19 protein-coding genes are annotated in these 22158 nt (G+C 61.2%); 10 read left to right on the top strand and 9 right to left on the bottom strand.

Annotated features, from left to right (window positions below):
• The first annotated feature begins 191 nt into the window (after positions 1–191).
• Entirely contained in the window at positions 192–614 is a 423-nt protein-coding gene (locus tag C6W91_RS15900; RefSeq protein WP_065270643.1) for a tellurite resistance TerB family protein, read from the top strand.
• A 133-nt stretch (positions 615–747) separates the two neighbouring features.
• Here C6W91_RS15900 and C6W91_RS15895 read toward each other — a convergent pair whose 3' ends face one another.
• The gene (locus tag C6W91_RS15895; protein ID WP_274838768.1) at positions 748–1785 is read right to left on the bottom strand and encodes a calcium-binding protein; all 1038 of its coding nucleotides are present in this window, start codon (positions 1783–1785) and stop codon (positions 748–750) included.
• A 475-nt stretch (positions 1786–2260) separates the two neighbouring features.
• Here C6W91_RS15895 and C6W91_RS15890 point away from each other — a divergent pair, with 475 nt between their 5' ends.
• On the top strand, positions 2261–3649 hold the full coding sequence (locus C6W91_RS15890; RefSeq protein ID WP_370571109.1) for a methyl-accepting chemotaxis protein: 1389 nt from the start codon (positions 2261–2263) through the stop codon (positions 3647–3649).
• A 108-nt stretch (positions 3650–3757) separates the two neighbouring features.
• On the opposite strand, the gene prpE is transcribed toward C6W91_RS15890, so the two are convergent.
• Positions 3758–5650: a propionate-CoA ligase PrpE gene (gene prpE, locus C6W91_RS15885; protein ID WP_274835656.1), complete on the bottom strand. Its 1893-nt coding sequence runs from the start codon at positions 5648–5650 to the stop codon at positions 3758–3760.
• Between the two features lie 394 nt (positions 5651–6044).
• Between prpE and C6W91_RS15880 the strand changes: the two genes are divergently transcribed.
• Entirely contained in the window at positions 6045–7481 is a 1437-nt protein-coding gene (locus C6W91_RS15880) for an amidase family protein (protein WP_274838770.1), read from the top strand.
• An 82-nt stretch (positions 7482–7563) separates the two neighbouring features.
• Here the strand turns inward: C6W91_RS15880 and C6W91_RS15875 are convergent, their stop codons facing one another.
• On the bottom strand, positions 7564–8319 hold the full coding sequence (locus C6W91_RS15875) for an NAD kinase (RefSeq protein WP_274828442.1): 756 nt from the start codon (positions 8317–8319) through the stop codon (positions 7564–7566).
• 222 nt (positions 8320–8541) lie between these two features.
• Here C6W91_RS15875 and glyA point away from each other — a divergent pair, with 222 nt between their 5' ends.
• The gene (gene glyA, locus C6W91_RS15870; RefSeq protein WP_274834205.1) at positions 8542–9837 is read left to right on the top strand and encodes a serine hydroxymethyltransferase; all 1296 of its coding nucleotides are present in this window, start codon (positions 8542–8544) and stop codon (positions 9835–9837) included.
• A gap of 179 nt (positions 9838–10016) precedes the next feature.
• Positions 10017–10919, top strand: coding sequence for a DUF817 domain-containing protein (locus C6W91_RS15865; protein ID WP_370571108.1), 903 nt, complete (start codon positions 10017–10019; stop codon positions 10917–10919).
• A 5-nt stretch (positions 10920–10924) separates the two neighbouring features.
• Here the strand turns inward: C6W91_RS15865 and C6W91_RS15860 are convergent, their stop codons facing one another.
• Entirely contained in the window at positions 10925–11290 is a 366-nt protein-coding gene (locus tag C6W91_RS15860; protein ID WP_065270651.1) for a hypothetical protein, read from the bottom strand.
• Between the two features lie 115 nt (positions 11291–11405).
• Here C6W91_RS15860 and C6W91_RS15855 point away from each other — a divergent pair, with 115 nt between their 5' ends.
• Positions 11406–12164 carry an alpha/beta fold hydrolase gene (locus C6W91_RS15855; protein WP_274838772.1) on the top strand — a complete coding sequence of 253 codons (759 nt, stop codon included), beginning with the start codon at positions 11406–11408 and terminating at the stop codon, positions 12162–12164.
• A gap of 57 nt (positions 12165–12221) precedes the next feature.
• Here the strand turns inward: C6W91_RS15855 and C6W91_RS15850 are convergent, their stop codons facing one another.
• From C6W91_RS15850 to C6W91_RS15835, 4 genes are all read right to left on the bottom strand, one after another.
• A complete protein-coding gene (locus tag C6W91_RS15850) occupies positions 12222–12614 on the bottom strand; it encodes a rhodanese-like domain-containing protein (protein ID WP_065270653.1) in 393 nt (130 codons plus the stop codon).
• 190 nt (positions 12615–12804) lie between these two features.
• The gene (locus C6W91_RS15845; protein ID WP_065270655.1) at positions 12805–14478 is read right to left on the bottom strand and encodes a bifunctional protein tyrosine phosphatase family protein/NAD(P)/FAD-dependent oxidoreductase; all 1674 of its coding nucleotides are present in this window, start codon (positions 14476–14478) and stop codon (positions 12805–12807) included.
• Between the two features lie 197 nt (positions 14479–14675).
• Positions 14676–15362 (bottom strand): Crp/Fnr family transcriptional regulator, encoded by a 687-nt coding sequence (locus C6W91_RS15840; protein ID WP_368981640.1) that lies wholly within the window; start codon positions 15360–15362, stop codon positions 14676–14678.
• Positions 15359–15817, bottom strand: coding sequence for an Rrf2 family transcriptional regulator (locus tag C6W91_RS15835; RefSeq protein ID WP_274838774.1), 459 nt, complete (start codon positions 15815–15817; stop codon positions 15359–15361). The genes C6W91_RS15840 and C6W91_RS15835 overlap by 4 nt, the downstream gene beginning before the upstream one ends.
• 248 nt (positions 15818–16065) lie before the next feature.
• Here C6W91_RS15835 and C6W91_RS15830 point away from each other — a divergent pair, with 248 nt between their 5' ends.
• Positions 16066–17661, top strand: coding sequence for a class I SAM-dependent methyltransferase (locus C6W91_RS15830; protein WP_274838775.1), 1596 nt, complete (start codon positions 16066–16068; stop codon positions 17659–17661).
• Positions 17662–17676: 15 nt separating this feature from the next.
• Here the strand turns inward: C6W91_RS15830 and C6W91_RS15825 are convergent, their stop codons facing one another.
• Positions 17677–18711 (bottom strand): AraC family transcriptional regulator, encoded by a 1035-nt coding sequence (locus C6W91_RS15825; protein WP_274838776.1) that lies wholly within the window; start codon positions 18709–18711, stop codon positions 17677–17679.
• A 105-nt stretch (positions 18712–18816) separates the two neighbouring features.
• Between C6W91_RS15825 and C6W91_RS15820 the strand changes: the two genes are divergently transcribed.
• The 3 genes from C6W91_RS15820 to C6W91_RS15810 all read left to right on the top strand — a co-directional run bounded on the left by C6W91_RS15820 (position 18817) and on the right by C6W91_RS15810 (position 22131).
• Positions 18817–20586, top strand: a complete 1770-nt coding sequence (locus C6W91_RS15820; protein ID WP_274838777.1) for an acyl-CoA dehydrogenase — start codon at positions 18817–18819, stop codon at positions 20584–20586.
• A gap of 72 nt (positions 20587–20658) precedes the next feature.
• Positions 20659–21465 carry a crotonase/enoyl-CoA hydratase family protein gene (locus C6W91_RS15815; protein ID WP_065270658.1) on the top strand — a complete coding sequence of 269 codons (807 nt, stop codon included), beginning with the start codon at positions 20659–20661 and terminating at the stop codon, positions 21463–21465.
• Positions 21466–21795: 330 nt separating this feature from the next.
• Positions 21796–22131: a hypothetical protein gene (locus C6W91_RS15810; protein ID WP_274834222.1), complete on the top strand. Its 336-nt coding sequence runs from the start codon at positions 21796–21798 to the stop codon at positions 22129–22131.
• The last annotated feature ends 27 nt before the right edge of the window (positions 22132–22158 follow it).

The raw sequence follows: 22158 nt of genomic DNA, 5'->3' as shown, positions 1-22158 counted from the left end.
GTGCCGGTGCGGCATAAGTCAATAAACACTGGCGCCAAACCCCGTCGCCCCGCGCAACAAAACCTGCAGGATCCGCCTGTCGGCGGCAAAACACCGCCCCGGGGGCCGACCTGCGGACCGGCATGGTTGCACCCGCAGAAAACCCCGCATATCGTCCGTGATGTACAGTGGTTTTACAAAAGGTTGCCCCCATGAGCGAGCAAGCCCCCCATCCGATGACGCCGCAGGATTGCCTCGTGGCGCTGATGGTGGCGATTTCGGCCTCGGACGAGAACATCCGCACCGCCGAGCTGGTCAAGATCCAATCCGCAGTCAACATGTTGCCGGTCTTTGCCGACTATGACATCGACCGGATCAACACGATCTCGCAGACCGTTTTCGACCTATTCGAGCAGGAGGACGGGCTGGACGCCCTGTTCGGCCTGATCCGGGACAACCTGCCAGAACGCCTGTTCGAAACCGCCTATGCGCTGGCCTGTGACGTGGCTGCTGCCGATGGCACGCTGGCGGAATCCGAGCTGCGTCTTTTGGAAGAAATGCGGTATGAGCTGAACATCGACCGCTTGCACGCCGCCGCCATTGAACGCGGCGCCCGCGCGCGGCACATGGTTTAGGCACGGCCCCACTTAGGACCCACACACAATAACCTGCCCGCAGCAGCTTTATGCTCGGGACGTTCGCAAGCAAATTCTGACGGCTTCTGACGGGCGCAAGGCGCGATACTCCTCGCCCTGCGCCCTTTGACCATCACAGCATGGTATAATCTGTTAGGCCGAAATCTTCGATATCGCCATAGGTTCCAAGCAGCAGGCTGTTGCGCCCCCATTCCAGCAGGAACCCGCGGTCAAAGTATTCCCCGGCCCAGGGGCCTGAGCTGAACTCATCCTCCATATTGATGAAGGTGACCGTGATCTCTTTGCCGGTGCGGATAATCAAGTCGGCACCGTTGTTGTCAGTATCGTGGATCCAGTCGTGACCGGATCTCTTACCAAAGACAAAGGTATCGCGCCCGACAGTGTCAACCATCTTATCGTTTCCGCGGCCACCGTTGACACGGTCGTTGCCAGCGCCGGCCTCAATGTAGTCGTCGCCGCCACCGCCAAAGATCTTGTCGCGTCGCCCGTCCCAGTAGCCGACGTCGCCATAAATCTCATCATCCCCTCGGCCGCCTTTCAGGGTGTCTTTCCCCAACCCGCCGCGAATGAAGTCGTTGCCGTTCCCCCCGCTCACGAAATCACGCCCTTCACCGCTAAGGATGGTGTCGTCCCCGGCGCGGCCAAAGATTTTGTCCCGCCCATCCATGCTGAATTGGGTGCCATTGCCAAAAAACATCTCATTCGGGTCGATGACATCCACCGAAGGCACGCCCCGGTAAACCCAGCCCTTGCCATAGAGCAGCTCTTCAACGGTGCCATCAAAGCCACCGTTGTCTTCAAAATCCATCGCATCGGTGAGATCGTTCACGTCGATCCGCAAGCCGCGCATATTGAAGATCTTGGCGGTCCCGCCATCATCGGTCAGCTGTTCGACTTTGATCCGGCGGATCTCCCCGCCCGTGACCTCATCGCCCTGATAGGTGAAACCGACGCCCTTGATCGTCATCCGCAGGTCCAGCGGAAAGCCCGCAAACCCCAACTGCCCCTCAACGACCAGGGCGCGGTCAGTTGATGTCTTGATGGGGAAATCATCATTCCCGACGATTCCGTTGAAAAGATTGAAGATGTTATGCGGTTGGGCAAACCCCATCTCGTCTGCGTTCTGTCCCCAAGAAACCTTCGCACGCATTATTTCCACCCCTTAATACTGTCACCAGATTGAACTCTACACCTAGCTACCGCTAACAGATCGATGGATTTGTTCCAAGTATTGCGCCTCGCCTCCGTTTCGCCGACCGGTAACCCAAGCAGACAACCAGCGGCTCAAACCGGATAACGTGTTCAGACGGCTGAAAACTTAGGCGATTACCTTTGCCGACTGTTGCACGGCAGGCATACACAAAAGCAGCATAGCGAATTAACAGCCGTAAAAAATTCGCAAAAGTTAATGGAGCCGCCCGCGGCTACTGCAACCATAAGGATTACAAAATACTTCGGAAGATCCTGAAAAGATTGTTCATCCTTCCGTTTCACCGAAAATTTTGAAAAACACGCCCGCACCTCAAATCGTTTATTGATTGCAACAATTCAACGTTTTGCACGTATCGACAGACCCTTTTTCCTGCCGATTACTAAGGCAAGAGTTATTATGTGAGGACGATTTGATGCTGAAAATTATCAAGCCCCGTACTCGGCGGGAAAGAAAGTTCGAAGAACAGCAGGCGGTTCTGGACGTCATCGACAGGACACAGGCCGTTATCGAGTTTGCGACTGACGGCACAATCCTAAAAGCAAACAAGAATTTCCTCGACACCCTGGGCTATGAACTCAGCGAGATCGAAGGTCATCATCATTCGATGTTCGTCAAGCCCGAAGACGCGCAATCGGCGGATTATGCGACCTTCTGGTCGGGATTGGCATCGGGGGAATATTATTCGGACCGCTTCGAACGAGTTTCGAAATCCGGCGAACCTGTCTGGATACAGGCAACCTATGCGCCCGTATTCGACTCTGAAGGCAAGGTGCGCAAAGTCATCAAGATTGCCACCGACGTGTCCGATGCCAGCGCCCGCCAGGAAGCCATGGATGGCATCCTTACCGGGCTAGAGGCCATCAGCCAGGGCGATCTGCGGCACCGGGTCGAGGTATCAGACATCAAAGAGCTGAGCACCCTCGGCACCACCTTCAATGCGGCCATCGAAAAACTGGAGCAAGTGGTTCTATCGGTCAAACAGGTTGCATCGACAGTCTCCGCAGCCGCCGACGGGATTGAGGGCGCTTCAGGGGAACTGTCGTCACGCACGGAATCGCAGGCGGCGACATTGGAAGAAACCGCCGCCGCACTGGAAGAGATGTCATCAGCGGTCAATTCCTCGGCCAATCTGGCGCAGGACGTCAAAGGCATCGCAGATACGGCGCAGCGGACTGCTAAGGACAGCAACAAAGTCATGGACCGGGCCGTCGACGCGATGGAGGCGATCAAGCAATCCTCCGAGGAAATCGGAAGCATTGTCTCCCTCATTGACGACATTTCGTTTCAGACCAACCTTCTGGCTCTGAATGCCGCCGTCGAGGCCGCCCGCGCCGGAGAGGCAGGCAGGGGGTTTTCGGTGGTTGCGGCCGAGGTTCGAACCCTGGCCCAACGCTCGGGCAGCGCTGCAGGGGAAATCAAAAAGCTGATCGAACGCAGCTCTTCGCAGGTGCATTCGGGTGTGGATGTCGTGGCACAGGTCGGCCAGGAACTTCAGACCATCATTGGCGGCGCATCGGACATCTCCGAACGCATCGGTCATATCGCCAGTGGCGCCAAGGAACAGGCAGCCGCCTTGCAAGAGATCAACGTTGGCATCGGTCAGCTTGATCAGGTCACGCAGCGCAATGCCGCAATGGTGGAAGAAACCAGCGCGGTCAGTCTGGACCTGTCGCACAACGCCCGGCTGCTGCAGCAGCGTGTCGCTACTTTCAAGGTCGGCGGCGACGCGGGGCAAGGCACCGTCCGGGCTGTCCAAACCACCCCGGAAACGCCCTTACAAACACACCGTCCGGCGGCCTGAGACGGGGGTTTCAAAACCCTCCGCGAGCACTGGCTTTCTTCGACCCCCAACGAACAAACCGCGCCGCAGCAATGCGGCACGGTTTGGTATTCTAGCCTTCAGACTGGTTCAGCCCTTGGCGTAGCCGATGCTTTGCAGGGCGTCCTTTATCTCATCCAGGATGGCCGGATCGTCGATGGTTGCGGGCATCTTGTAGGGCGTGCCGTCTGCGATATTGACCATGGTGCCGCGCAGGATCTTGCCAGACCGCGTCTTGGGCAGGCGATCCACCACCACGGCCAGTTTGAATGCCGCAACCGGGCCGATCTTTTCGCGTACCAGTTTCACGACCTCAGAGACGATCTCTTCGCCCGGGCGGTTGGTGCCCGCGTTCAGGCAAAGAAAGCCAACCGGCATCTGCCCCTTCAACTGATCACTGACGCCGATCACCGCGCATTCGGCAACATCGGGGTGCGAGGCCAGAACCTCCTCCATGCCGCCGGTGGACAGGCGATGGCCGGCCACGTTGATCACATCATCAGTGCGCGCCATGATATAGAGGTAACCATCCTCATCCTTCATGCCTGCATCGCCGGTTTCATAGTAGCCCGGGAAGGTGGTGAGATAGCTTTTCTTGAAACGTTCCTCGGCATTCCAGAGGTTTGGCAGGGTGCCCGGCGGCAAGGGCAGCTTCACCGCGATGGCGCCAAGTTCACCTGCAGGCATCGGATTGCCGCCCTCATCCAGAATATCCACCTCATAGCCCGGCATCGGCACGGCGGGCGAGCCAAGCTTGGTCGGCAGCTCCTCGATCCCCAGCGGGTTCGCTGCGATGGACCAGCCGGTTTCAGTCTGCCACCAGTGGTCGACCACCGGCACCTTCAGCTGGTCCTGCGCCCAGGTGATGGTGTCAGGGTCAGCACGTTCGCCTGCGAGATACACCTGTTTCAAGCAGGACAGATCGTATTTACCGACGAATTCGCCCTTGGGGTCTTCGCGCTTCACGGCGCGGAACGCCGTAGGAGCGGTAAAGAAGCTCTTGACGTTATGCTCGGAAATCACCCGCCAGAAAGTACCCGCATCGGGGGTGCCCACAGGTTTACCCTCGAACACGATTGTGGTGTTGCCATGGATCAGTGGCCCATAGCAGATGTAGCTGTGCCCCACGACCCAGCCCACATCAGAGGCCGCCCAGAATACGTCGCCCGGATCTACGTTGTAGATGTTCTTCATAGACCAGTTCAGCGCCACCAGCTGCCCGCCGGTGTGGCGGATCACGCCCTTGGGTTGCCCCGTAGTCCCGGAGGTATAGAGGATATACGCCGGGTGGTTGCCCTCGACCGGCACGCAATCGACCGGTTCGACCCCATACTGGAAGCCATGCCAGTTGACATCACGCCCTTCGACCAGCTCGGCAACCTCTTGTTCACGCTGGAAGATCACGCAGAAGTCGGGCTTGTGCGAGGCCAGATCAATGGCCCCATCCAAGAGCGGCTTGTAGTGGACCACCCGGCCCGGCTCCAACCCGCAGGAGGCAGCGATGATCGCCTTGGGAGTGGCGTCGTCGATGCGCACCGCCAGTTCGTTTGCCGCAAAACCGCCAAAGACCACCGAATGCACCGCGCCGATACGGGCGCAGGCCAGCATCGCCTCAAGGGCTTCGGGTATCATCGGCATGTAGATGATGACCCGGTCACCCTTTTCAACGCCCTTGGCCCGCAGCGCACCGGCCAGCGTGGCGACGCGGTTGCGCAGCTCGACGAATGAAATCTCGCGCTTGGTATGGGTGATCGGGCTGTCATAGATGATCGCCGTCTGCTCACCCCGTCCGTTTTCCACGTGGCGGTCAACGGCATTGTAGCAGGTGTTGACCATGCCGTCGGCGAACCATTCGTACAGCCCGCCGCCAAGATCGCTCAGCGCCCGGCTCGGAGCCTGGTCCCAGTCGATCGCTTTCGCGGCCTCCATCCAGAACCCCTCAGGATCCGATTTCCAGCTGGCATATACGTCTTGATACGACATGGCGTCCTCCTCGCTCCTCGATGCAAAAGAGTTACGCCCAACCGATGCACCCGGGCAAGCCGCCGAAAGAACGTGGCGTCACAGTGTAGCAGAAATTTGCAATTCTTTGCGGCTGCGCCCTGCAAATATATGCAAACGCGGCGGAGCCTTACGTATTACGGCGCGATTTCTGGAAATCTGCAAAATTGCAAAGCCGATTTGGCTAAGGCCTGCCGCTACGCCTTCGAATCAATGCGCAGCACTCCACGCGTCAGGACGCCCATCTTGCGTTCCGCGCGGCATGCGCACAGCCCTGCCCGTTCCCGCAGCAAGTCGCAAAATGATCCCTGGTTTTGCCGCATATCCCCTTGCAACCCGACGCGCGGCGTCTAACCTGCCGGCAGGAGAATTACATATGACACAAAGCGATATCTGGCGTCTCAGCGCCACCGAATTGACCACCCAGACCCGTGCCGGGGACATTTCCGCCGAGGCCGCGGTTCAGTCCTCGATCGACCGCATGCAGACCGCAAATCTCGCGCTCAATGCGGTGGTCGAAGACCTGAGCGCCGAGGCGCTGGAACGCGCCCGGGCCCTCGATAAGGCACGCGCTGCAGGCGCTGCGCCCGGCCCGCTGCACGGGGTGCCGGTCACCATCAAGATCAACGTCGATCAGACGGGTCATGCGACCTCGAACGGGGTCACCGCGTTAAAGGATCTCATCGCCCCGGCGGATGCCCCGGTAGTCGAGAACTTGCACAAGGCCGGTGCCGTCGTGATTGGGCGCACCAATACGCCGGAGTTTTCATTCCGTGCTGATACTGACAACCCGCTGCACGGACGCACCTACAATCCCTGGGGGCGGCATATTTCGCCGGGTGGCTCTTCTGGCGGCGCAGGTTCAGCCGTAATGGCCGGGATCGGCGCGCTGGGGCATGGCAATGATATCGGCGGCTCTCTGCGCTTTCCGGCTGCGGCCAACGGCGCAGTCACGGTGAAACCGGGCCTGGGCCGTGTGCCTGCCTGGAACCCCAGCCAGAAGGCAGAGCGCGGCATGTTGGCGCAATCCATGTCGGTGCAGGGTCTGATCACCCGTTCGGCCGAGGATCTGCACCTGGCAATGCCGACCATGATCGCCCCCGATGCGCGCGATCCCTTCCACGTCCCCCTGCCCTGGCGCGGGGAAGCCCCCGAAGGACCGATCAAGGTCGCCTTTACCCGCAACACCCACGGCTATGATCTACACCCCGAGGTCGAGGCGGCGCTGCTGACCGCCCGCGATGCGCTGAGCGATGCCGGTTACGTGGTGGAAGAGGTCGAGCCGCCCAATGTGTTCGAGGCAGGCCGCAACGGCTATCGCGCCCTGATGGGCGAGGTCTACGCGATGATGAAAAAGGACGTGGATGCCGCCGGATCGCAAACCGTACGCGACATCTTCGAGGTCTACTTCCAGGAGTTCCCGCCTTTCATGGGCGATGAGCTGCTGCAGATGATGGCAAAACGCAGCCACTACGCGCGGGAGTGGTCCCTTTTCCAGCAGGACTACCCGCTCGTGCTGACCCCCTTCCTGCCGCAGCCCTTCTTCAAACCGGATCGCGACACCGAAGGTGCTGAAGGCGTGCACGAGGTGCTGGGCTGCGCGGTCTATTCCTATGCGATGAACTTCATGGGGCTACCTGCGGGCTGTGTTCCCTCCCGGCTGGCGCAGCTGGAGCAAGGCCCGCAGCCGATCAACGTCCAGATCGTATCGCCGCGCTGGCGCGAAGACATGGCGGTCGATGCCTGCGCCGCGATCGAGGCTCGCGTTGGCCGTATGCATCTGCCGCTGTGGGAGATGATGGATCAGGGCTGACACAGCCTGCCCCAACCTTGAACACCTTTATAAAGGGGCGCTGCAAACCGCAGCGCCCCTTTTCACATCTCAGTCTTCTGGATCAGGTGAACTGCTCCGAGATCAGCCGCTCTTCCAGACCGTGGCCGGGATCAAACAGGATTTTGTGCCGGATGCTTGTATCCGTCCGGATCTCCACCCAGTCGATATTCTCGAATGAGATTGAATCCGCTTCGGCCATCACCGGGCGTTTGTCGGCCTCCAGCACGTCAAAACGCACATTGGCGGTACTGGGCAGCAGCGCTCCGCGCCAACGCCGCGGGCGAAAGGCGGCCACCGCCGTCAGAGCCAGGACGTCGGCGCCGATGGGCAGAATGGGGCCGTGGGCAGAGTAATTATAGGCGGTAGAGCCGGCGGGCGTGGACACCAGCGCCCCGTCGCAAACCAGCTCGGCCAGCCGCTGTCGCCCATCCACCGAAATCTTCAGCCGCGCCGCCTGTGGCCCGGCGCGGAGCAGCGACACCTCGTTGATCGCAAGCGCGTGGTGGATCTTTCCATCCCGGTCCATTGCCGTCATCGATAGCGGATTGATGATTTCCTGCTCCGCTTCCCGCAGCCGCTCGATCAGCGCCTCTTCGTGATATTCGTTCATCAGGAAGCCGACGGTGCCCCGGTTCATGCCATAGACCGGCGCGGGCAGATCGACGGTTTCGTGCATGGTGCGCAGCATGAAGCCGTCTCCGCCCAAAGCCACGATCACTTCCGCCTCCTGCGGCGGAACATTTCCATAGCGGTCGACCAAAGCCTTGAGCGCGGTTTGCGCCACCTTGGCGGAGCTGGCCAGAAAGGCGATTCTCATGAAGCTATTCTCATTGGGGCCACCCTGAGGTCACGACTGGGGGCGCAGGGCGCGGAAATCTGTTTCCGGTGGTGCGCATTCGGTTCCGAAACAAGCACAGCTGCCCCACAAAGACCAGAGTGGCCGTTCTGCCGCAGGTAATAGTCGCTTTACGGGCTTTTAGATCGGCCGTGTTTCCGATAGGAAATCGCGCAATCCCACCTCCAACCCGACGGAGCCAGCATGACCGAGACCACCCGTGACCCCGGTTTTTTCACCCAGTCCCTCGCCGATCGCGATCCCGAACTGTATTCTTCGATCACTGACGAGCTGGGCCGCCAGCGCGACGAGATCGAGCTGATCGCATCGGAGAACATCGTTTCTGCCGCAGTGATGGAAGCACAGGGATCCGTGCTGACCAACAAATACGCCGAAGGCTACCCGGGGCGCCGCTACTACGGTGGCTGCCAGTATGTCGACGTGGCGGAAAACCTGGCGATCGAACGCGCCAAGGAACTGTTCGGCTGCGGCTTTGCGAATGTTCAGCCGAACTCGGGCAGCCAAGCCAACCAGGGCGTCTTCCAGGCGCTGATCAAACCCGGCGACACCATCCTTGGTATGGATCTCGCCTCGGGCGGTCACCTGACCCACGGCGCCGCGCCCAACCAGTCGGGCAAATGGTTCAACGCCGTGCACTATGGCGTGCGCCGCGACGACAACCTGATCGACTATGATCAGGTCGAAGCCATGGCGCTTGAGCACCAGCCCAAGCTGATCATCGCCGGCGGCTCCGCGATCCCGCGGGTCATCGACTTTGCCCGCTTCCGCGCAATCGCAGATAAGGTTGGTGCCTATCTGCACGTGGATATGGCCCACTTCGCCGGTCTCGTGGCCGCAGGTGAGCATCCCTCGCCCTTCCCGCATGCGCATGTGGTGACCACCACCACCCACAAGACTCTGCGCGGTCCGCGCGGCGGCATGATCCTGACCAACGATGCCGACATCGCCAAGAAGGTGAACTCAGCCATCTTCCCCGGTATCCAGGGCGGCCCGCTGATGCATGTGATCGCAGCCAAGGCTGTTGCGTTCGGAGAGGCCTTGCGTCCCGAGTTCAAAAGCTACCAGAAGCAAGTGCGCGCCAATGCCGTGGCCCTTGCTGATCAGCTGATCAAGGGCGGCCTGGACATCGTCACCGGCGGCACCGACACCCACGTCATGCTGGTCGACCTGCGCCCCAAGGGCGTGACCGGCAATATCGTGGACAAGGCCCTCGGCCGTGCGCATATCACCACCAACAAGAACGGCATCCCGTTTGACCCGGAAAAGCCCACCGTGACCTCGGGCATCCGCCTTGGCACCCCGGCGGGCACCACCCGCGGCTTTGGTGAGGAAGAGTTCCGCCACATCGCCGACCTGATCGTCGAGGTGATCGATGGTCTGGCCGCCAACGGTGAAGACGGCAACGAGGCCGTGGAAGAGGCCGTACGCGGCAAGGTCGCGGCCCTATGCGCCCGCTTCCCGCTCTACCCGAACCTCTGATCCCAGAACGGTTCTTTATGCTTCCAGTGCCCGGCGCGATGACATCGCCCGGGCATTTTTCTTGCCGAATGTCGGTTTATCGGGCAATGGATATTCTCAAGGGGGAGTACGGCGCCTGACAGGACCGTCTCCGCCCTGCACAGTTTGGTAACCATTTATTTTGTTTGAGATCTTGTAGAATGGCGAATTTTCCCGCCGGTCCCAACCGCACCCGCCGCCTTGAACGCCGACTTGGCGATGCCATGCGGGCCCGCCTGCCCTTTGCCGTGGCAGAATTTGTTATGTTCGGCCTCAAGCAAGCCTGGGCCGCCATATTCGGAGCCTTGCTCCTGTTCGGCATTCTCTTCAGCAATCACATCTGGCAGCCGAACTGGGTGCTCGCGCGCTATGACGCGCTGCTGATGTACGCGCTGGCCTTGCAGGCGTTGCTTTTGTGGACTGGGATGGAAAGCTGGCGCGAAGTTCGCGTGATCCTGCTGTTTCACCTGACCGGCACCGCAATGGAGATCTTCAAGGTCCATATGGGCAGTTGGAGCTATCCGGGCGACGGTCTGTTCAAGATATATCAGGTACCGGTTTTTTCCGGCTTCATGTATGCCTCGGTGGGCTCCTATATGGCGCGGGTTATCCGGCTGTTCGATATGCGCTTTGCCCTCTATCCGCACTACTGGATGCCCCTTCTGCTTGCGGTGGCGATCTATGGCAATTTCTTCGCCCATCACTTCCTGCCGGACATGCGCGTCGCGCTTTTTGCGGCAACGGTGATCATTTTCCTGCGCACCCGTATCTGGTTCACCATCGGCCATAACCGCTATTGGATGCCGCTCCCGCTTGCGGCCTTTCTATCCAGCTTTTTCCTGTGGCTGGCTGAAAACATCGGCACCGGCACGCGCACCTGGCTTTATCATGGGCAGGCTCCGACAGATTGGGTGAGCCTTGCCAAGATGGGGTCTTGGTATCTGCTGCTGTACGTAAGCTTTGCCACGGTTACCCTGGTTTTCCGCGAAGCGCTGAGCAACAAGCCGCTGCACGCCTCGCGTCCCCGTGTCAAAGGCCCCACCGGCGCAGCAAAGGCGCCCTAGCTGCGCTAGACGAACCCACGCCAGCGCAACACGAGGATCAGCAGCGCCACGACGGCCAGCAGGGAAAACGCCATGCTGCCCAGCATCTGCAACAGCCGGTCCTTGCGCCGCTCCGCCAGATTGATGCTGCGCAGATGAGCCGTAACCTCGCGGCTGGCTCCATGCAACGCCGCCTGATCCAGCGTCAGGCTCAGCTTCGGATGCTCCAGCAGCGGCAGGGCTTCGGCCAGTCTCATTCCCTGTCGGTAGATCCGTCGCGGCAACTGGCGGCGCGCCTTGCGTAGGGCCAAAGGCAGATCACCCGAGGCCTGCGTACGCTCGGCCAGCAGGCTGCGAATTTCTTCGATTTCCTCAAGGACGGTCTGTGACATCGTTCTGGGCTCCGGTCTGGCGGCGTCCTGCCTGCCAAGGCGCAACCTACCGCGTTCACATAGCTGGCTCAATGGGGCTGGCGCCGCTGCGACATCGCGTTTATCACCTGCCCCCATGCTGAACACGATCCTGCACGGTGCCCCGACTGACCGCCCGCCTCTTCTGATCGCCCACGGGCTTTATGGCTCGGCCCGCAACTGGGGCGTCATTGCCAAACGCCTGTCCGATGAGCGCCAGGTGATCGCAGTGGATATGCGCAACCATGGCAACAGCCCCTGGAGCGACAACCACAGCTATCCTGATATGGCCGAGGATCTGGCCGAGGTGATCGCGGCCCACGGCGTACAGATGGATGTGATCGGCCACTCCATGGGCGGCAAGGCCTCGATGATGCTGGCGCTGCTGCACCCGCAGGCGGTGCGGCGCCTGCTGGTCGCCGACATTGCCCCGGTCAGCTACACCCACAGTCAGATCCAGTTCATCGAAGCCATGCGGCAGGTGGATCTGGAACAGGTGACGCGTCGCTCGGATGCCCATGCACAGCTAGCTAAACTGGGTGTGGAACCAGCTTTGCAGAGCTTCTTCACGCAATCGCTTGATATTCAGGGAAAACGCTGGCTGCTGAACCTTGATGCGCTGGCCAATCATATGCCCGACATCATGTCCTTTCCGCAGGTTGAGGCCAGCTGGGACGGGCTTGCGCTGTTTCTGTCCGGCGCCAATTCGGACTATGTGCTGCCGGAGCACAGGCCGCAGATCCGGGCCAAGTTCCCCAACGCACGGTTCGCCAAGATCCCCGACGCCGGGCACTGGCTGCATGCAGAAAACCCGCGCGCCTTTGAACAGACGGCGCGGGCCTTTTTCAACGCCTGAACAGGCTGTGTCATGATCCGGGCCACCCTGATCCTGGAACGGCCCGGATGATCGCGATTACATGCCCTTGTCGACCGGCTCTTCGATCGAGGCACCCGCTGCTGCCCAATCGGACAGGCCGCCGGTGTTGTAAACGGTTTCATAGCCCATATCCTTGAGCAGCTTGCCCGCAAGGGCCGCCCGGCCACCGCTAGCACAATGCAGCAAGATCGGACGATCCATCTTCAGGGTGTCGTCGTGGAACGGGCTGGCCGGATCGGCGCGGAATTCCAGCATGCCGCGGGGGATATGGTGCGACCCCCGCACCCGGCCATTGGCCGACAGTTCCGGCGCATCACGGATATCCAGCAGCAAGGCGCCTTGCTCCAGCAGTTTCTGCGCCTCTTCCACCGGCAGGCGCTCCACGGCGGCGTTGGCGTCTTGCATCATCTGTTGCAGTGTCAGGGGCATGGCAGTTTCCTTTTCTTGATCAGCAGGTTCAGCCGCCCATCCATCATCGGCGGCTCCTCTCGCAGCACGCTACGCGCGAAGGCATCCGGGCAGCAACCCCGCAAAGGCCGCGCCTCAACCAGCCGTGATCGCCGCCCTGCCGAAAGTGTGCCCACGCCAACCGGAACAAGGTTGCCATGGGCCGGTTTCCTCAGCGCGCGCTGATCTTTTCCGGTTTCGCCATCCATTCGCGCCCCTTCAGCATGGCCTTCCAGTAGATCGGCGGCAGGATCTTCTCCTTCAGCAGCCAGGCTGTGCGCGAAGGCTTGGTGCCGTCCAGCAGGAACTTCGGGAAACTCGGCAGCATGGCGCCGCCATAGCCGAACTCGGCCAGCACGATCTTGCCACGCTCCACGGTCAGCGGACAGGAGCCATAGCCGTTGTATTGCGCGACCGGCGCCTTGCCTTCGATATCCGCCGCCAGGTTTTCCGCCACGATGGGCGCCTGAATACGTGCCGCGGCAGCGGTTTTGGCATTTGGCGCGTTCATCACATCGCCCAGCGACCAGATATTGTCATAGCTCGTGTGGCGCAGCGTGGACTGATCCACATCGACCCAGCCTGCGGCATCGGCCAGCGGCGACACCCGGATGAAATCCGGCGCCGTCTGCGGCGGGCAGACATGCATCATGTCGAACTCCATCTCGACCCGTTCGACTGGGGTGTCCGGCTTGGCCACATCAAACCAAGCTTTGCGTGCCTCGCCATCGACCGCCACCAGATTGTGGAAGAAGTTCAGATGAGCGCCGTATTTCTTCACATAGCCTTCGAGCGCGGGTACGTAGTCCTTGACCCCGAACAACACGCCACCGGCGTTGTTGAAATGAATGTCGATATCCTTCAGCACCCCGTTTCGCAGCCAGGCATCGCCCGACAGGTACATTGCCTTTTGCGGCGCCCCGGCGCATTTGATCGGCATCGGCGGCTGGGTGAAGATCGCCCGCCCCTTTTTCAGCCCCCGCACCAGCTCCCAGGTGTAGGGCGCCAGATCGTAGCGGTAGTTTGAGGTGACGCCGTTTTTGCCCAGCGTTTCAACCAGTCCTTCGACCTTGTGCCAATCCAGTTTCAGCCCCGGACAGACGACCAGCCGGTCGTATTTCACCACCCGGCAGCCATCCAGAACGACGGCATCGTCCTTGGGCTCAAAGGCCGCGACCGCCGCCTTGATCCAATGCACGTCCTTGGGGATCAGCGATCCCATGGTCCGCACCGTGTCTTGCGCGTCAAAGATGCCGCCACCGACCATGGTCCAGCCCGGTTGATAATAATGGATATCCGCCGGATCGATGATCGCGATGTCAAGATCCGGTTTGCGGGATTTCAGGCTGGAGGCCACCGAGATCCCGGCCGCGCCGCCGCCGACGATGACCACGTCGAACCGCGCATCCGCCCGGTCGGTCGGCGTTTTGCCGCCATTGGCAATCCGGCGCACAACCCCGCCCATGTCATAGCCAGCCGCATTGGTCGTGGCGAGGATATCCGCAACGCTGAGCCGGTCCGCCTGCGACAGCGACCACAAGGTTGCCGATCGGGTGCCCGAGCGGCAATAGGCCAGCACCGGCCCCGGCAACTCCGTCAGGGCCGCACCGAACCCGGCGGCGTCCGCATCGCTGACCTTGCCCGACACGATCGGCAGGTAGCGCGCCTCAAGCCCCAGCTTTTCAGCCGCAGCCTGAATTTCGTCAAAGGTGGGCTGATCCGCCCCCTCCCCGTCCGGCCGGTTGCAGATGATCGCCCGATACCCCGCATCGCGGATCGCGGGCAGGTCCGCGATGGTGATCTGCGGGCTGACCGACAGGCCGCTCGTCAATGTCTTGAAGTCCATGGTGTCTCCTCACGTCTGGTGGCGCGCGACCAGCAAAACCAGCCCGTGCAGCTCCCGATAGTCAGATCACCGGACCTGACATCGGCAAACACTGCAGCCCCCTCTCACAAAACTACATTCATTTTATAAGTTTTGACGCTACACCCGTCGGTGACTTAGTCACCAAAGCCGCAGATGCCGGACATCACCCCGGGGCATCACGCCTTTGCGGCGTCTTCCGCCAGGCTCAGCAGAGCCCCGCGATCCTGAATATGGACGCTTCCCCGCGCCTGCCGAATCCATCCGCGGCGCTGGAATTCCTGCAATTGCCGCGACACCACCTCGCGGGCGGTGCCCAGTTCGACGGCGAGCCGCTGGTGCGTGGTCTCGATCCGGTCATCGCCTTTGGAAATCTCCAACAGCCGCTGCGCCAGCCGCACGTCCATTCGCTGAAAGGCGATTTCATCGATCACCAGAAACAAATCGGTAATCCGCCGCGAAAAGGCGGTGAAGACAAAATTCCGGAACGAGGGTGACTGCGCCACCAGATCGTCAAAAACCAGACGTGGCACGGCGGCGGCCCGCACCTCGGTTTCCGCGATACCTTCGGCGGAATATTCCGCATAGCCCATCAAGCAGGCGGTGGTGAGAACGCAGCTTTCGCCGCCGCCCACACGGTAGAGGACGATCTCACGGCCACTGTCCGACAAATGCTGAACCCGAACGGTGCCCTCCAACAGGAACAGCATATGCTCGGCCGTTTTGCCCGGCCCGAACAGAACAGTGCCCGCAGGCACATCGATCAGGGTGCTGCGCTGTAGCAGCACCTGTCTGGCCGGGGTTTCCAGCTGCGAAAGACCGGGGAACAGATCGACCCAATCCCGGCTTTCGCTCTCCGCCGTCACGTTGCGCTCTCCGGTCGGGGGTCCAGTGGCGCGATCCGGGCCAATAGGTCGTCCCTGTTCGAAGCGATATCTGCGATGGTCACTTCTTCCAGCACCGCCATGAAGGCCCGGGTAGCCTCCTGAATCTTTCGGGAGAGTTTGCAAACCCCCATCAGCGGGCAGGTATTCTTGTCGGGGTTGAAACACTCCACCACTTCCATCGGCCCCTCGGTCAGGCGCACCACATCCGCGACCACGATTTCGTGAGCAGGCCGCCCCAGACGAAAACCGCCGCCGCGCCCGCGCTGGGTCTGCAGGTAGCCCGCCTTGCCCAGTTCATGCACGATTTTCACCACGTGGGGGCGCGACAGCCCATGGATCTGCACCATGTCCTCGACCCGCACCAATGCGGGCGCCTTCAGCGCTGCCAACTGCAGGGAACGCAAGGCATAATTGGTATATCTGGTCAGTTTCATGGTTGTCTCCCTGGCGCCGCAGGGTACGCAGCAGGGCCAGTATAGAACCGCAGTCACGGCAGCGAAAGTGCAGCCGCGGCGCACGTGTTCTCCCATTATCACCACGCGGCCAAACCGGCGCATCCGGCCTGAATAGCGAGGCCGGAAAATGCTGAGTGACATTAACTCTATTATTACAAGTTTTATGAAATTTGTGAGCCAGCACGTCACGCTGCATTCGAACAAACCTCGGACCAACAAGGCGCAATATGAACGACTGGACTTCCGGCTATGTGGCCGATCTTGATTACACACATGACTTTTTTCGCGAACTGGCGCCGTCCCACCTCGCCTTCTGCGCCGTCTCTCAAGGGAAGAAACACGGGCTGAACCGATCCAAGCTGACATATTGCGAACTGGGCTGCGGCCAGGGCGTTTCGGCAAATCTGCTGGCAGCGGCCAACCCGCATATCGAATTCCACGCGATGGATTTCAATCCGGCCCATATGGTTGGCGCCCGGGCGCTGGCCGAAGAGGCACAGCTGGACAACATGCATTTCCACGAACAATCCTTCGAAGACTTCGCCAATGCCCCCGGCCTGCCCGAAACCTTTGACGTGATCGCCCTACACGGGGTCTACAGCTGGGTGTCCAGGGAAAACCAGCAGCATATCCTCGACTTCCTGTCGAAGCGGCTGAAATCCGGCGGCATGGTCTACATCAGCTACAACACGCAGCCCGGTTGGGCGGCGGCCGTGCCCCTGCGCCGCATCCTGGTGGACCGCACGGCACAAGGCAGTGGTCCCCTAGCCGAGCGGATCAGCGATGCGATCCAGCACCTGGAACAACTGGATCAGGCCGGAGCGGGGTATATTTCCTCGAACCCGTCGCTGTCTGCATGGATTGAAAAGATCAAGAACATGTCGCCCAACTATCTGGCGCATGAGTATCTCAACAGGGACTGGACCCCGTTCCATTTCGCGGATGTGGCCAGCGACATGTCCCAGGCCAAACTGTCCTTCATGGCCTCGACCGATCCGATGGATCATCTGGACGACGTGTCATTTTCCGCCGAGCAGCTGGCCCTTCTGAACGCGCAAACCGATCCGGTGCGCCGTCAGGGCCTGCGGGATCTTTTGCTGAACGAGCAATTCCGCACCGACCTGTTTATCCGGGGGGAACTGCCCCACACGGCACGCGGCGCCATCGGCGCCTGGTTTGAAACCACGCTGGCGCTGTCGCGCCGCTATGGCGGTGGGCGACTGACCTTCAAGGGGCGTCAGGGAGACCTGCCGCTGCAACCAGAGCAATACGCGCCGGTGCTGACGGCCCTGCAGGACGGCCCGCTAACGGTCCGCGATCTGCTGGATCAGGGCGCCTTCGGGCAAAACACATGGGAGGCCATCACCCGTATCCTGACCGTTCTGATCGGCGCAGGCCACATCACCCCCTGCTTGCCGCAGGAAGGTCTGGAAGAACGCGCCGCACATTGCCGCGCCTTCAATACCGCCGTGTGCAAACGCGCTGAAGACAGCGAAACCCTGCGCTTTCTGGCTTCACCCGTGACTGGCGGCGGCATCGAAATGGACCGGTTTGAACAGCTGTTCCTGCTGGCCCGCAGCGAAGGGCTACAAACGCCGAATGAATGGGCAGAGCTGGCCTGGCAGATCCTCGCGCCGCAAGGCTATCGGCTGCATGCCGATGGTCGCATTCTGGAAACGCCTGAGGAAAACCTTGCGGTTCTGCGGGTGCGGGCCAACACATTTGCGGCTCAGCGCCTGCCGCTCTGCGAAAGCCTCGGCCTCACGCTTGAGCCACCAATGCCGAACCCAGAGGCCCAGCCACACTCGCAGGCTGTCGCCTGACGGGGCCAGCGGCTCCTACACATCCGACCTCCGGTAGCTGCCGGGGGTCGTACCCGTCCAGCGTTTGAAAGCGCGGTGGAAATTCGCGGCAGAGGCAAAGCCCACGTCCTGCGACACCGCCTCGATGCTCTTTGCCCCAAGTGACAGATCGCGGATGGCAATATCGCGCCGCAAACCATCCTTGATCTCCTGAAACGAAGTGTTTTCGGCGTCAAGACGCCGGATCAGCGTGCGGGGCGTCAGGTTAAGCGTACGCGCCGCATCTTCCAGATTGCAACTCAGCCGCTCTGATTGCAGCAGCAGCTCACGCACGCGCAGCATCACCGCATGCTCCCGGAAGCTGGTAAAGATCCAGTCCCGCGGCGCCCGGATCAAAAACTCCTGCATCTCTGCCTCGCTGCGCGACACTGGCAGCCGGTCCAGCGTTCCGTCGAAGGTCAGCGAGGAACTCACCTCACCAAACCTGACCGGCGCGGGAAACAGGATAGGGTAATCCTCCGCAAACTCAGGCTTTTGGAAGGCAAAGCTGACCTCCCGCAGCGGCAATTCTCGCCCCGCCACCCATGAGGCAATCCCATGGGCAAGCTTCAGCAATAGCATATGCCCGAACCTGTTCTGGCCGCCATCACCCTGCGGCTCCAGAACAATCTGCAGCCTGTCCTCTCCGGTCTCAAGCCGCACGCGGCAATCATCCAGGACCAAGTTCCAGAACGAACTAAAGCGAAACAAGGCCGCCGAAAGCGACGACGCCCCGAGCACCGAGGTACAGAGCAGTTTCAGCGCCCCAGACCGGACCGGGCGGCTCCACAACCCCATCATTTCATCGCCGGTTTCACTGGCCACCAACTGGTAAAGCCGCACGATCTGGTCATGGGTGACACGCCCCAACGGCTGCGCCGCATCATCCAATCCGATCTGATCAAGGAATCCTTCAAGCTGGCCCGGCGCGCAATGCACCCGCAAGGTCGACAGCCAATCTTCGAGAAAGGCCCGCGATACCGTCGGCAGGATCAGTGCGCCCTGCGCATGTTCCGGGGGGAGCGGCGACATGGTATTTGTCACTTTTAGCAAGTTTCGCGTCCACAGAGGATATAGACCACACTCAGACCAATGTCTATCTGGCGGGAATGGCAACCGCTAAAGAAAGGCCGCCCCATGACATTTGATGCCCCGGTCAAAGACATGATTTTCAATATCCAGCATCTTGCGGGATGGTCAGAGGTGACCAGCCTGCCTGCCTATGACGGGCTGGAACTCGAGGATGCGGCGGCTGCCCTCACCGAACTTGCGCGGTTCACGGCCGAAGAGATTGCCCCGCTCAACGCACCCGGCGACCAGTCCGGCGCACGTCTTGAAAATGGCCGGGTGATCCTGCCCGATGGCTTTACCGAGGCCTATGGCAAGTTCGTCGAAATGGGCTGGCAAAGCCTGCCCCATCCGGAGGATTTCGGCGGTCAGGGCCTCCCCCGCGCCGTCGGCGCCGCCGCTACGGAAATGCTGAACGCCGCCAACATGAGCTTTGCCCTTTGCCCCCTGCTGACCGATGGCGCGGTCGAGGCGCTGCTGACAGCCGGGTCAGAGGAAACCAAGGCGATCTATCTTGAAAATCTGGTGTCCGGCAAATGGACCGGCACCATGAACCTGACCGAACCGCAGGCCGGCAGCGATCTGGCCCTGTTGCGCAGCCGCGCCGAACGGCAGGACGACGGCACCTATGCGATCACCGGCACCAAGATCTTCATCACCTATGGTGAGCATGACATGGCCGAAAACACCATTCATCTGGTGCTGGCCCGCACGCCGGATGCCCCCGCAGGCGTCAAAGGCATCAGCCTGTTTCTGGTGCCGAAATATATGGTCAATTCCGACGGCACCCCGGGCACGCGCAACGCCGTGAACTGTGCCAGCATCGAACACAAGCTGGGCATCACGGCCAGCCCGACCGCAGTCCTGAACTTCGAAGGCGCCACCGGCTTTTTGATCGGCGAAGAAAACTTCGGGCTGCGCTACATGTTCGAGATGATGAACTCCGCCCGCTATGCCGTTGGTCTGCAAGGGGTTGCCATTGCCGAACGCGCCTATCAACAGGCCGTCAGTTTCGCCCGCGAACGCATTCAATCAAGCCCGGTCGATGGCTCCAGCCGCGAGGCGGTGGCAATCATCAACCACCCCGACGTCCGCCGGATGCTGATGCGCATGCGCGCAGTGACCGAAAGCGGCCGAGCGATGGCGGCCTTCACCGCCGGCTGGCAGGATCTGGCGAAACATTCCGCCAGCGGCGAAGAGCGCGCTGCAGCCACCGCAATCTCGGAGTTCCTGACACCGCTGGTAAAAGGTTTCTGCACCGAGATGGGCGTCGAGGTCGCCTCGACCGGGGTGCAGGTGCACGGCGGCATGGGCTTTATCGAGGAAACCGGCGCGGCCCAGCACTACCGCGACGCGCGCATCCTGCCGATCTATGAAGGCACAACCGCGATCCAGGCCAATGATCTGGTGGGCCGCAAGACACTGCGCGATGGCGGTGAAACCGCGCTGCGGCTGGCCGGGATGATCGCGCAGACCGAGACGGATCTGGCGCAAGGCTCTGCCGAGGCGAAATCGGTCGGCGCGCGGCTGTCCGATGCGCGGCAAGCCTTTGAGGCTGTGGTTCGCCACATGGCCGCAACCGGCAAGGAAGATCCCAAGGCGGCCTTTGGCGCCGGAGTGCCCTATCTGATGCTGGCGGGCAACCTGGTGGCAGGCTGGCAGCTGGCGCGCTCCCTGATGGCTGCCGAAACCGCATTGCAGGTCGGCGAGGACCCGGCCTTCATGCAGGCCAAGATCGCCACGGCGCGTTTCTACGCCGATCACATCCTGATCGATGTCGGTGCGCAAGCCGACCGGATCCTCAAGGGCTCGGACAGCCTGCTGGCCGCGGTGCTCTGACCTCCCCCAATCCCTGGCAGGTGGCCCTAGGGGCCGCCGCCCTTTTCCCACATTTTCCGAAAGGACATCCCCATGACCGTCGAAATCGACATCTCCCGTTTCACCAACCTGGCCATTGACGCGCAGGAGGATGGCGTCTGGGTGGTGACACTGAACCGGCCGACCAAACGCAACGCACTGGATATCGACACCATCGAAGAACTGGTTGAGTTCTTCTCACTGGCGCCGCGCGCCGGGGTCAGGGCAGTGGTGCTGGCCGGGGCTGGCGATCACTTCTGCGCCGGCCTCGACCTCATTGAGCACCACGACGAAGACCGCAGCCCGGCCGATTTCATGCACGTCTGTCTGCGTTGGCACGAAGCCTTCAACAAGATGGAATACGGCGGCGTTCCGATCATCGCGGCCCTGCAGGGCGCGGTTGTCGGCGGCGGGCTGGAGCTGGCCAGCTCGGCCCATATCCGGGTGATGGACCAGACCACCTATTTCGCCCTGCCCGAAGGCCAGCGCGGCCTGTTCACCGGCGGCGGCGCCACCATCCGGGTCACCGATCTGGTCGGCAAATCCCGCATGATCGACATGATGCTGACCGGCCGGGTCTATAAAGGCCAGGAAGCCAGCGATCTGGGCCTCGCACAATATATCGTCGAAGGCTCCAGCCTGGACAAGGCAATGGAACTGGCCCGCCGCGCTGCCGAAAACCTACCCCTGTCGAACTTTGCCATCTGTTCGGCCGTCAGCCACATGCAGAACATGTCGGCGCTGGATGCAGCCTATGCCGAGGCCGTGGTGGCCGGCGTGGTGAACACCCAGCCCGACGCCCGCGCCCGTCTCGCGGCCTTTGCCGACAAAAGCGCCGCCCGCGTGCGCCCCGACAGCTGATCTCAGCCGTCCTTTGGTGCTAATGGTCCAGGCGGCTCCGCCTGGACCGCATGCCTCCCCGGCGGCGCGTGCCGACGAGCGACGAATGCGCGCAGCTCGACAGAGAGCACATCGCAGCAGCTGGTGTCTCACAAGTTGAAATCCCCCGCTACGACAGACCAACTGTCTGTTCCGACGTTAAAATTCGGCACCACTTGCCCCAATCCGTCCACGGACCCCCCGGTTTCTGTAGGACATCCGGGACTATTTGCTCTAAATTGATCATCATAAATGCCTTGAATTTCACCTCTCCACCGGGTCCAAAGCCGTTGCTGGTTGGGAGAAGACAAGATGACCGCGATCGAAGGGTTTTACAGGGCCGAATTCATGACACCAGAGCACCACGGGTTCGGTGTTCTGGCCATCGCGAATGGAACCGCCCGCGGGGGCGACTCGATCATGTCCTACGTTGGCAGTTGCGACTGCTCAGGCGGTGATGTGACCCTTGACCTGGAGGTCTGCCGCCATTCGCATCTGGGACAAATGCAGCCGATTTTCAAAACGGACTGTTGCACCCTGTGCATCACGGGCAAGCAGATCGAAGGCGGCCGGATCGCTGGCACCGGACACAGCCCAGAAGCCCCTGATATTCCGTTCAAGCTGATCCTGACCAAGCTGCGCGATTGATAAGGCGACGCAGCGCGCGTTGCGCCA

This window comes from Phaeobacter sp. SYSU ZJ3003 (assembly GCF_041300735.1).
GTDB classification, from domain to species: Bacteria; Pseudomonadota; Alphaproteobacteria; order Rhodobacterales; family Rhodobacteraceae; genus Phycobacter; species Phycobacter gallaeciensis_A.
This window is presented reverse-complemented; position numbering and strand designations above follow the sequence as displayed.

Excerpts from the sequence above, each read along its gene's own strand:
- C6W91_RS15900 (WP_065270643.1), top strand. The coding sequence starts at position 192 with ATGAGCGAGCAAGCCCCCCATCCGATGACGCCGCAGGATTGCCTCGTG.
- C6W91_RS15895 (WP_274838768.1), bottom strand. The coding sequence starts at position 1,785 with ATGCGTGCGAAGGTTTCTTGGGGACAGAACGCAGACGAGATGGGGTTT.
- C6W91_RS15890 (WP_370571109.1), top strand. The coding sequence starts at position 2,261 with ATGCTGAAAATTATCAAGCCCCGTACTCGGCGGGAAAGAAAGTTCGAA.
- prpE (WP_274835656.1), bottom strand. The coding sequence starts at position 5,650 with ATGTCGTATCAAGACGTATATGCCAGCTGGAAATCGGATCCTGAGGGG.
- C6W91_RS15880 (WP_274838770.1), top strand. The coding sequence starts at position 6,045 with ATGACACAAAGCGATATCTGGCGTCTCAGCGCCACCGAATTGACCACC.
- C6W91_RS15875 (WP_274828442.1), bottom strand. The coding sequence starts at position 8,319 with ATGAGAATCGCCTTTCTGGCCAGCTCCGCCAAGGTGGCGCAAACCGCG.
- glyA (WP_274834205.1), top strand. The coding sequence starts at position 8,542 with ATGACCGAGACCACCCGTGACCCCGGTTTTTTCACCCAGTCCCTCGCC.
- C6W91_RS15865 (WP_370571108.1), top strand. The coding sequence starts at position 10,017 with ATGGCGAATTTTCCCGCCGGTCCCAACCGCACCCGCCGCCTTGAACGC.
- C6W91_RS15860 (WP_065270651.1), bottom strand. The coding sequence starts at position 11,290 with ATGTCACAGACCGTCCTTGAGGAAATCGAAGAAATTCGCAGCCTGCTG.
- C6W91_RS15855 (WP_274838772.1), top strand. The coding sequence starts at position 11,406 with ATGCTGAACACGATCCTGCACGGTGCCCCGACTGACCGCCCGCCTCTT.
- C6W91_RS15850 (WP_065270653.1), bottom strand. The coding sequence starts at position 12,614 with ATGCCCCTGACACTGCAACAGATGATGCAAGACGCCAACGCCGCCGTG.
- C6W91_RS15845 (WP_065270655.1), bottom strand. The coding sequence starts at position 14,478 with ATGGACTTCAAGACATTGACGAGCGGCCTGTCGGTCAGCCCGCAGATC.
- C6W91_RS15835 (WP_274838774.1), bottom strand. The coding sequence starts at position 15,817 with ATGAAACTGACCAGATATACCAATTATGCCTTGCGTTCCCTGCAGTTG.
- C6W91_RS15830 (WP_274838775.1), top strand. The coding sequence starts at position 16,066 with ATGAACGACTGGACTTCCGGCTATGTGGCCGATCTTGATTACACACAT.
- C6W91_RS15825 (WP_274838776.1), bottom strand. The coding sequence starts at position 18,711 with ATGTCGCCGCTCCCCCCGGAACATGCGCAGGGCGCACTGATCCTGCCG.
- C6W91_RS15820 (WP_274838777.1), top strand. The coding sequence starts at position 18,817 with ATGACATTTGATGCCCCGGTCAAAGACATGATTTTCAATATCCAGCAT.
- C6W91_RS15815 (WP_065270658.1), top strand. The coding sequence starts at position 20,659 with ATGACCGTCGAAATCGACATCTCCCGTTTCACCAACCTGGCCATTGAC.
- C6W91_RS15810 (WP_274834222.1), top strand. The coding sequence starts at position 21,796 with ATGACCGCGATCGAAGGGTTTTACAGGGCCGAATTCATGACACCAGAG.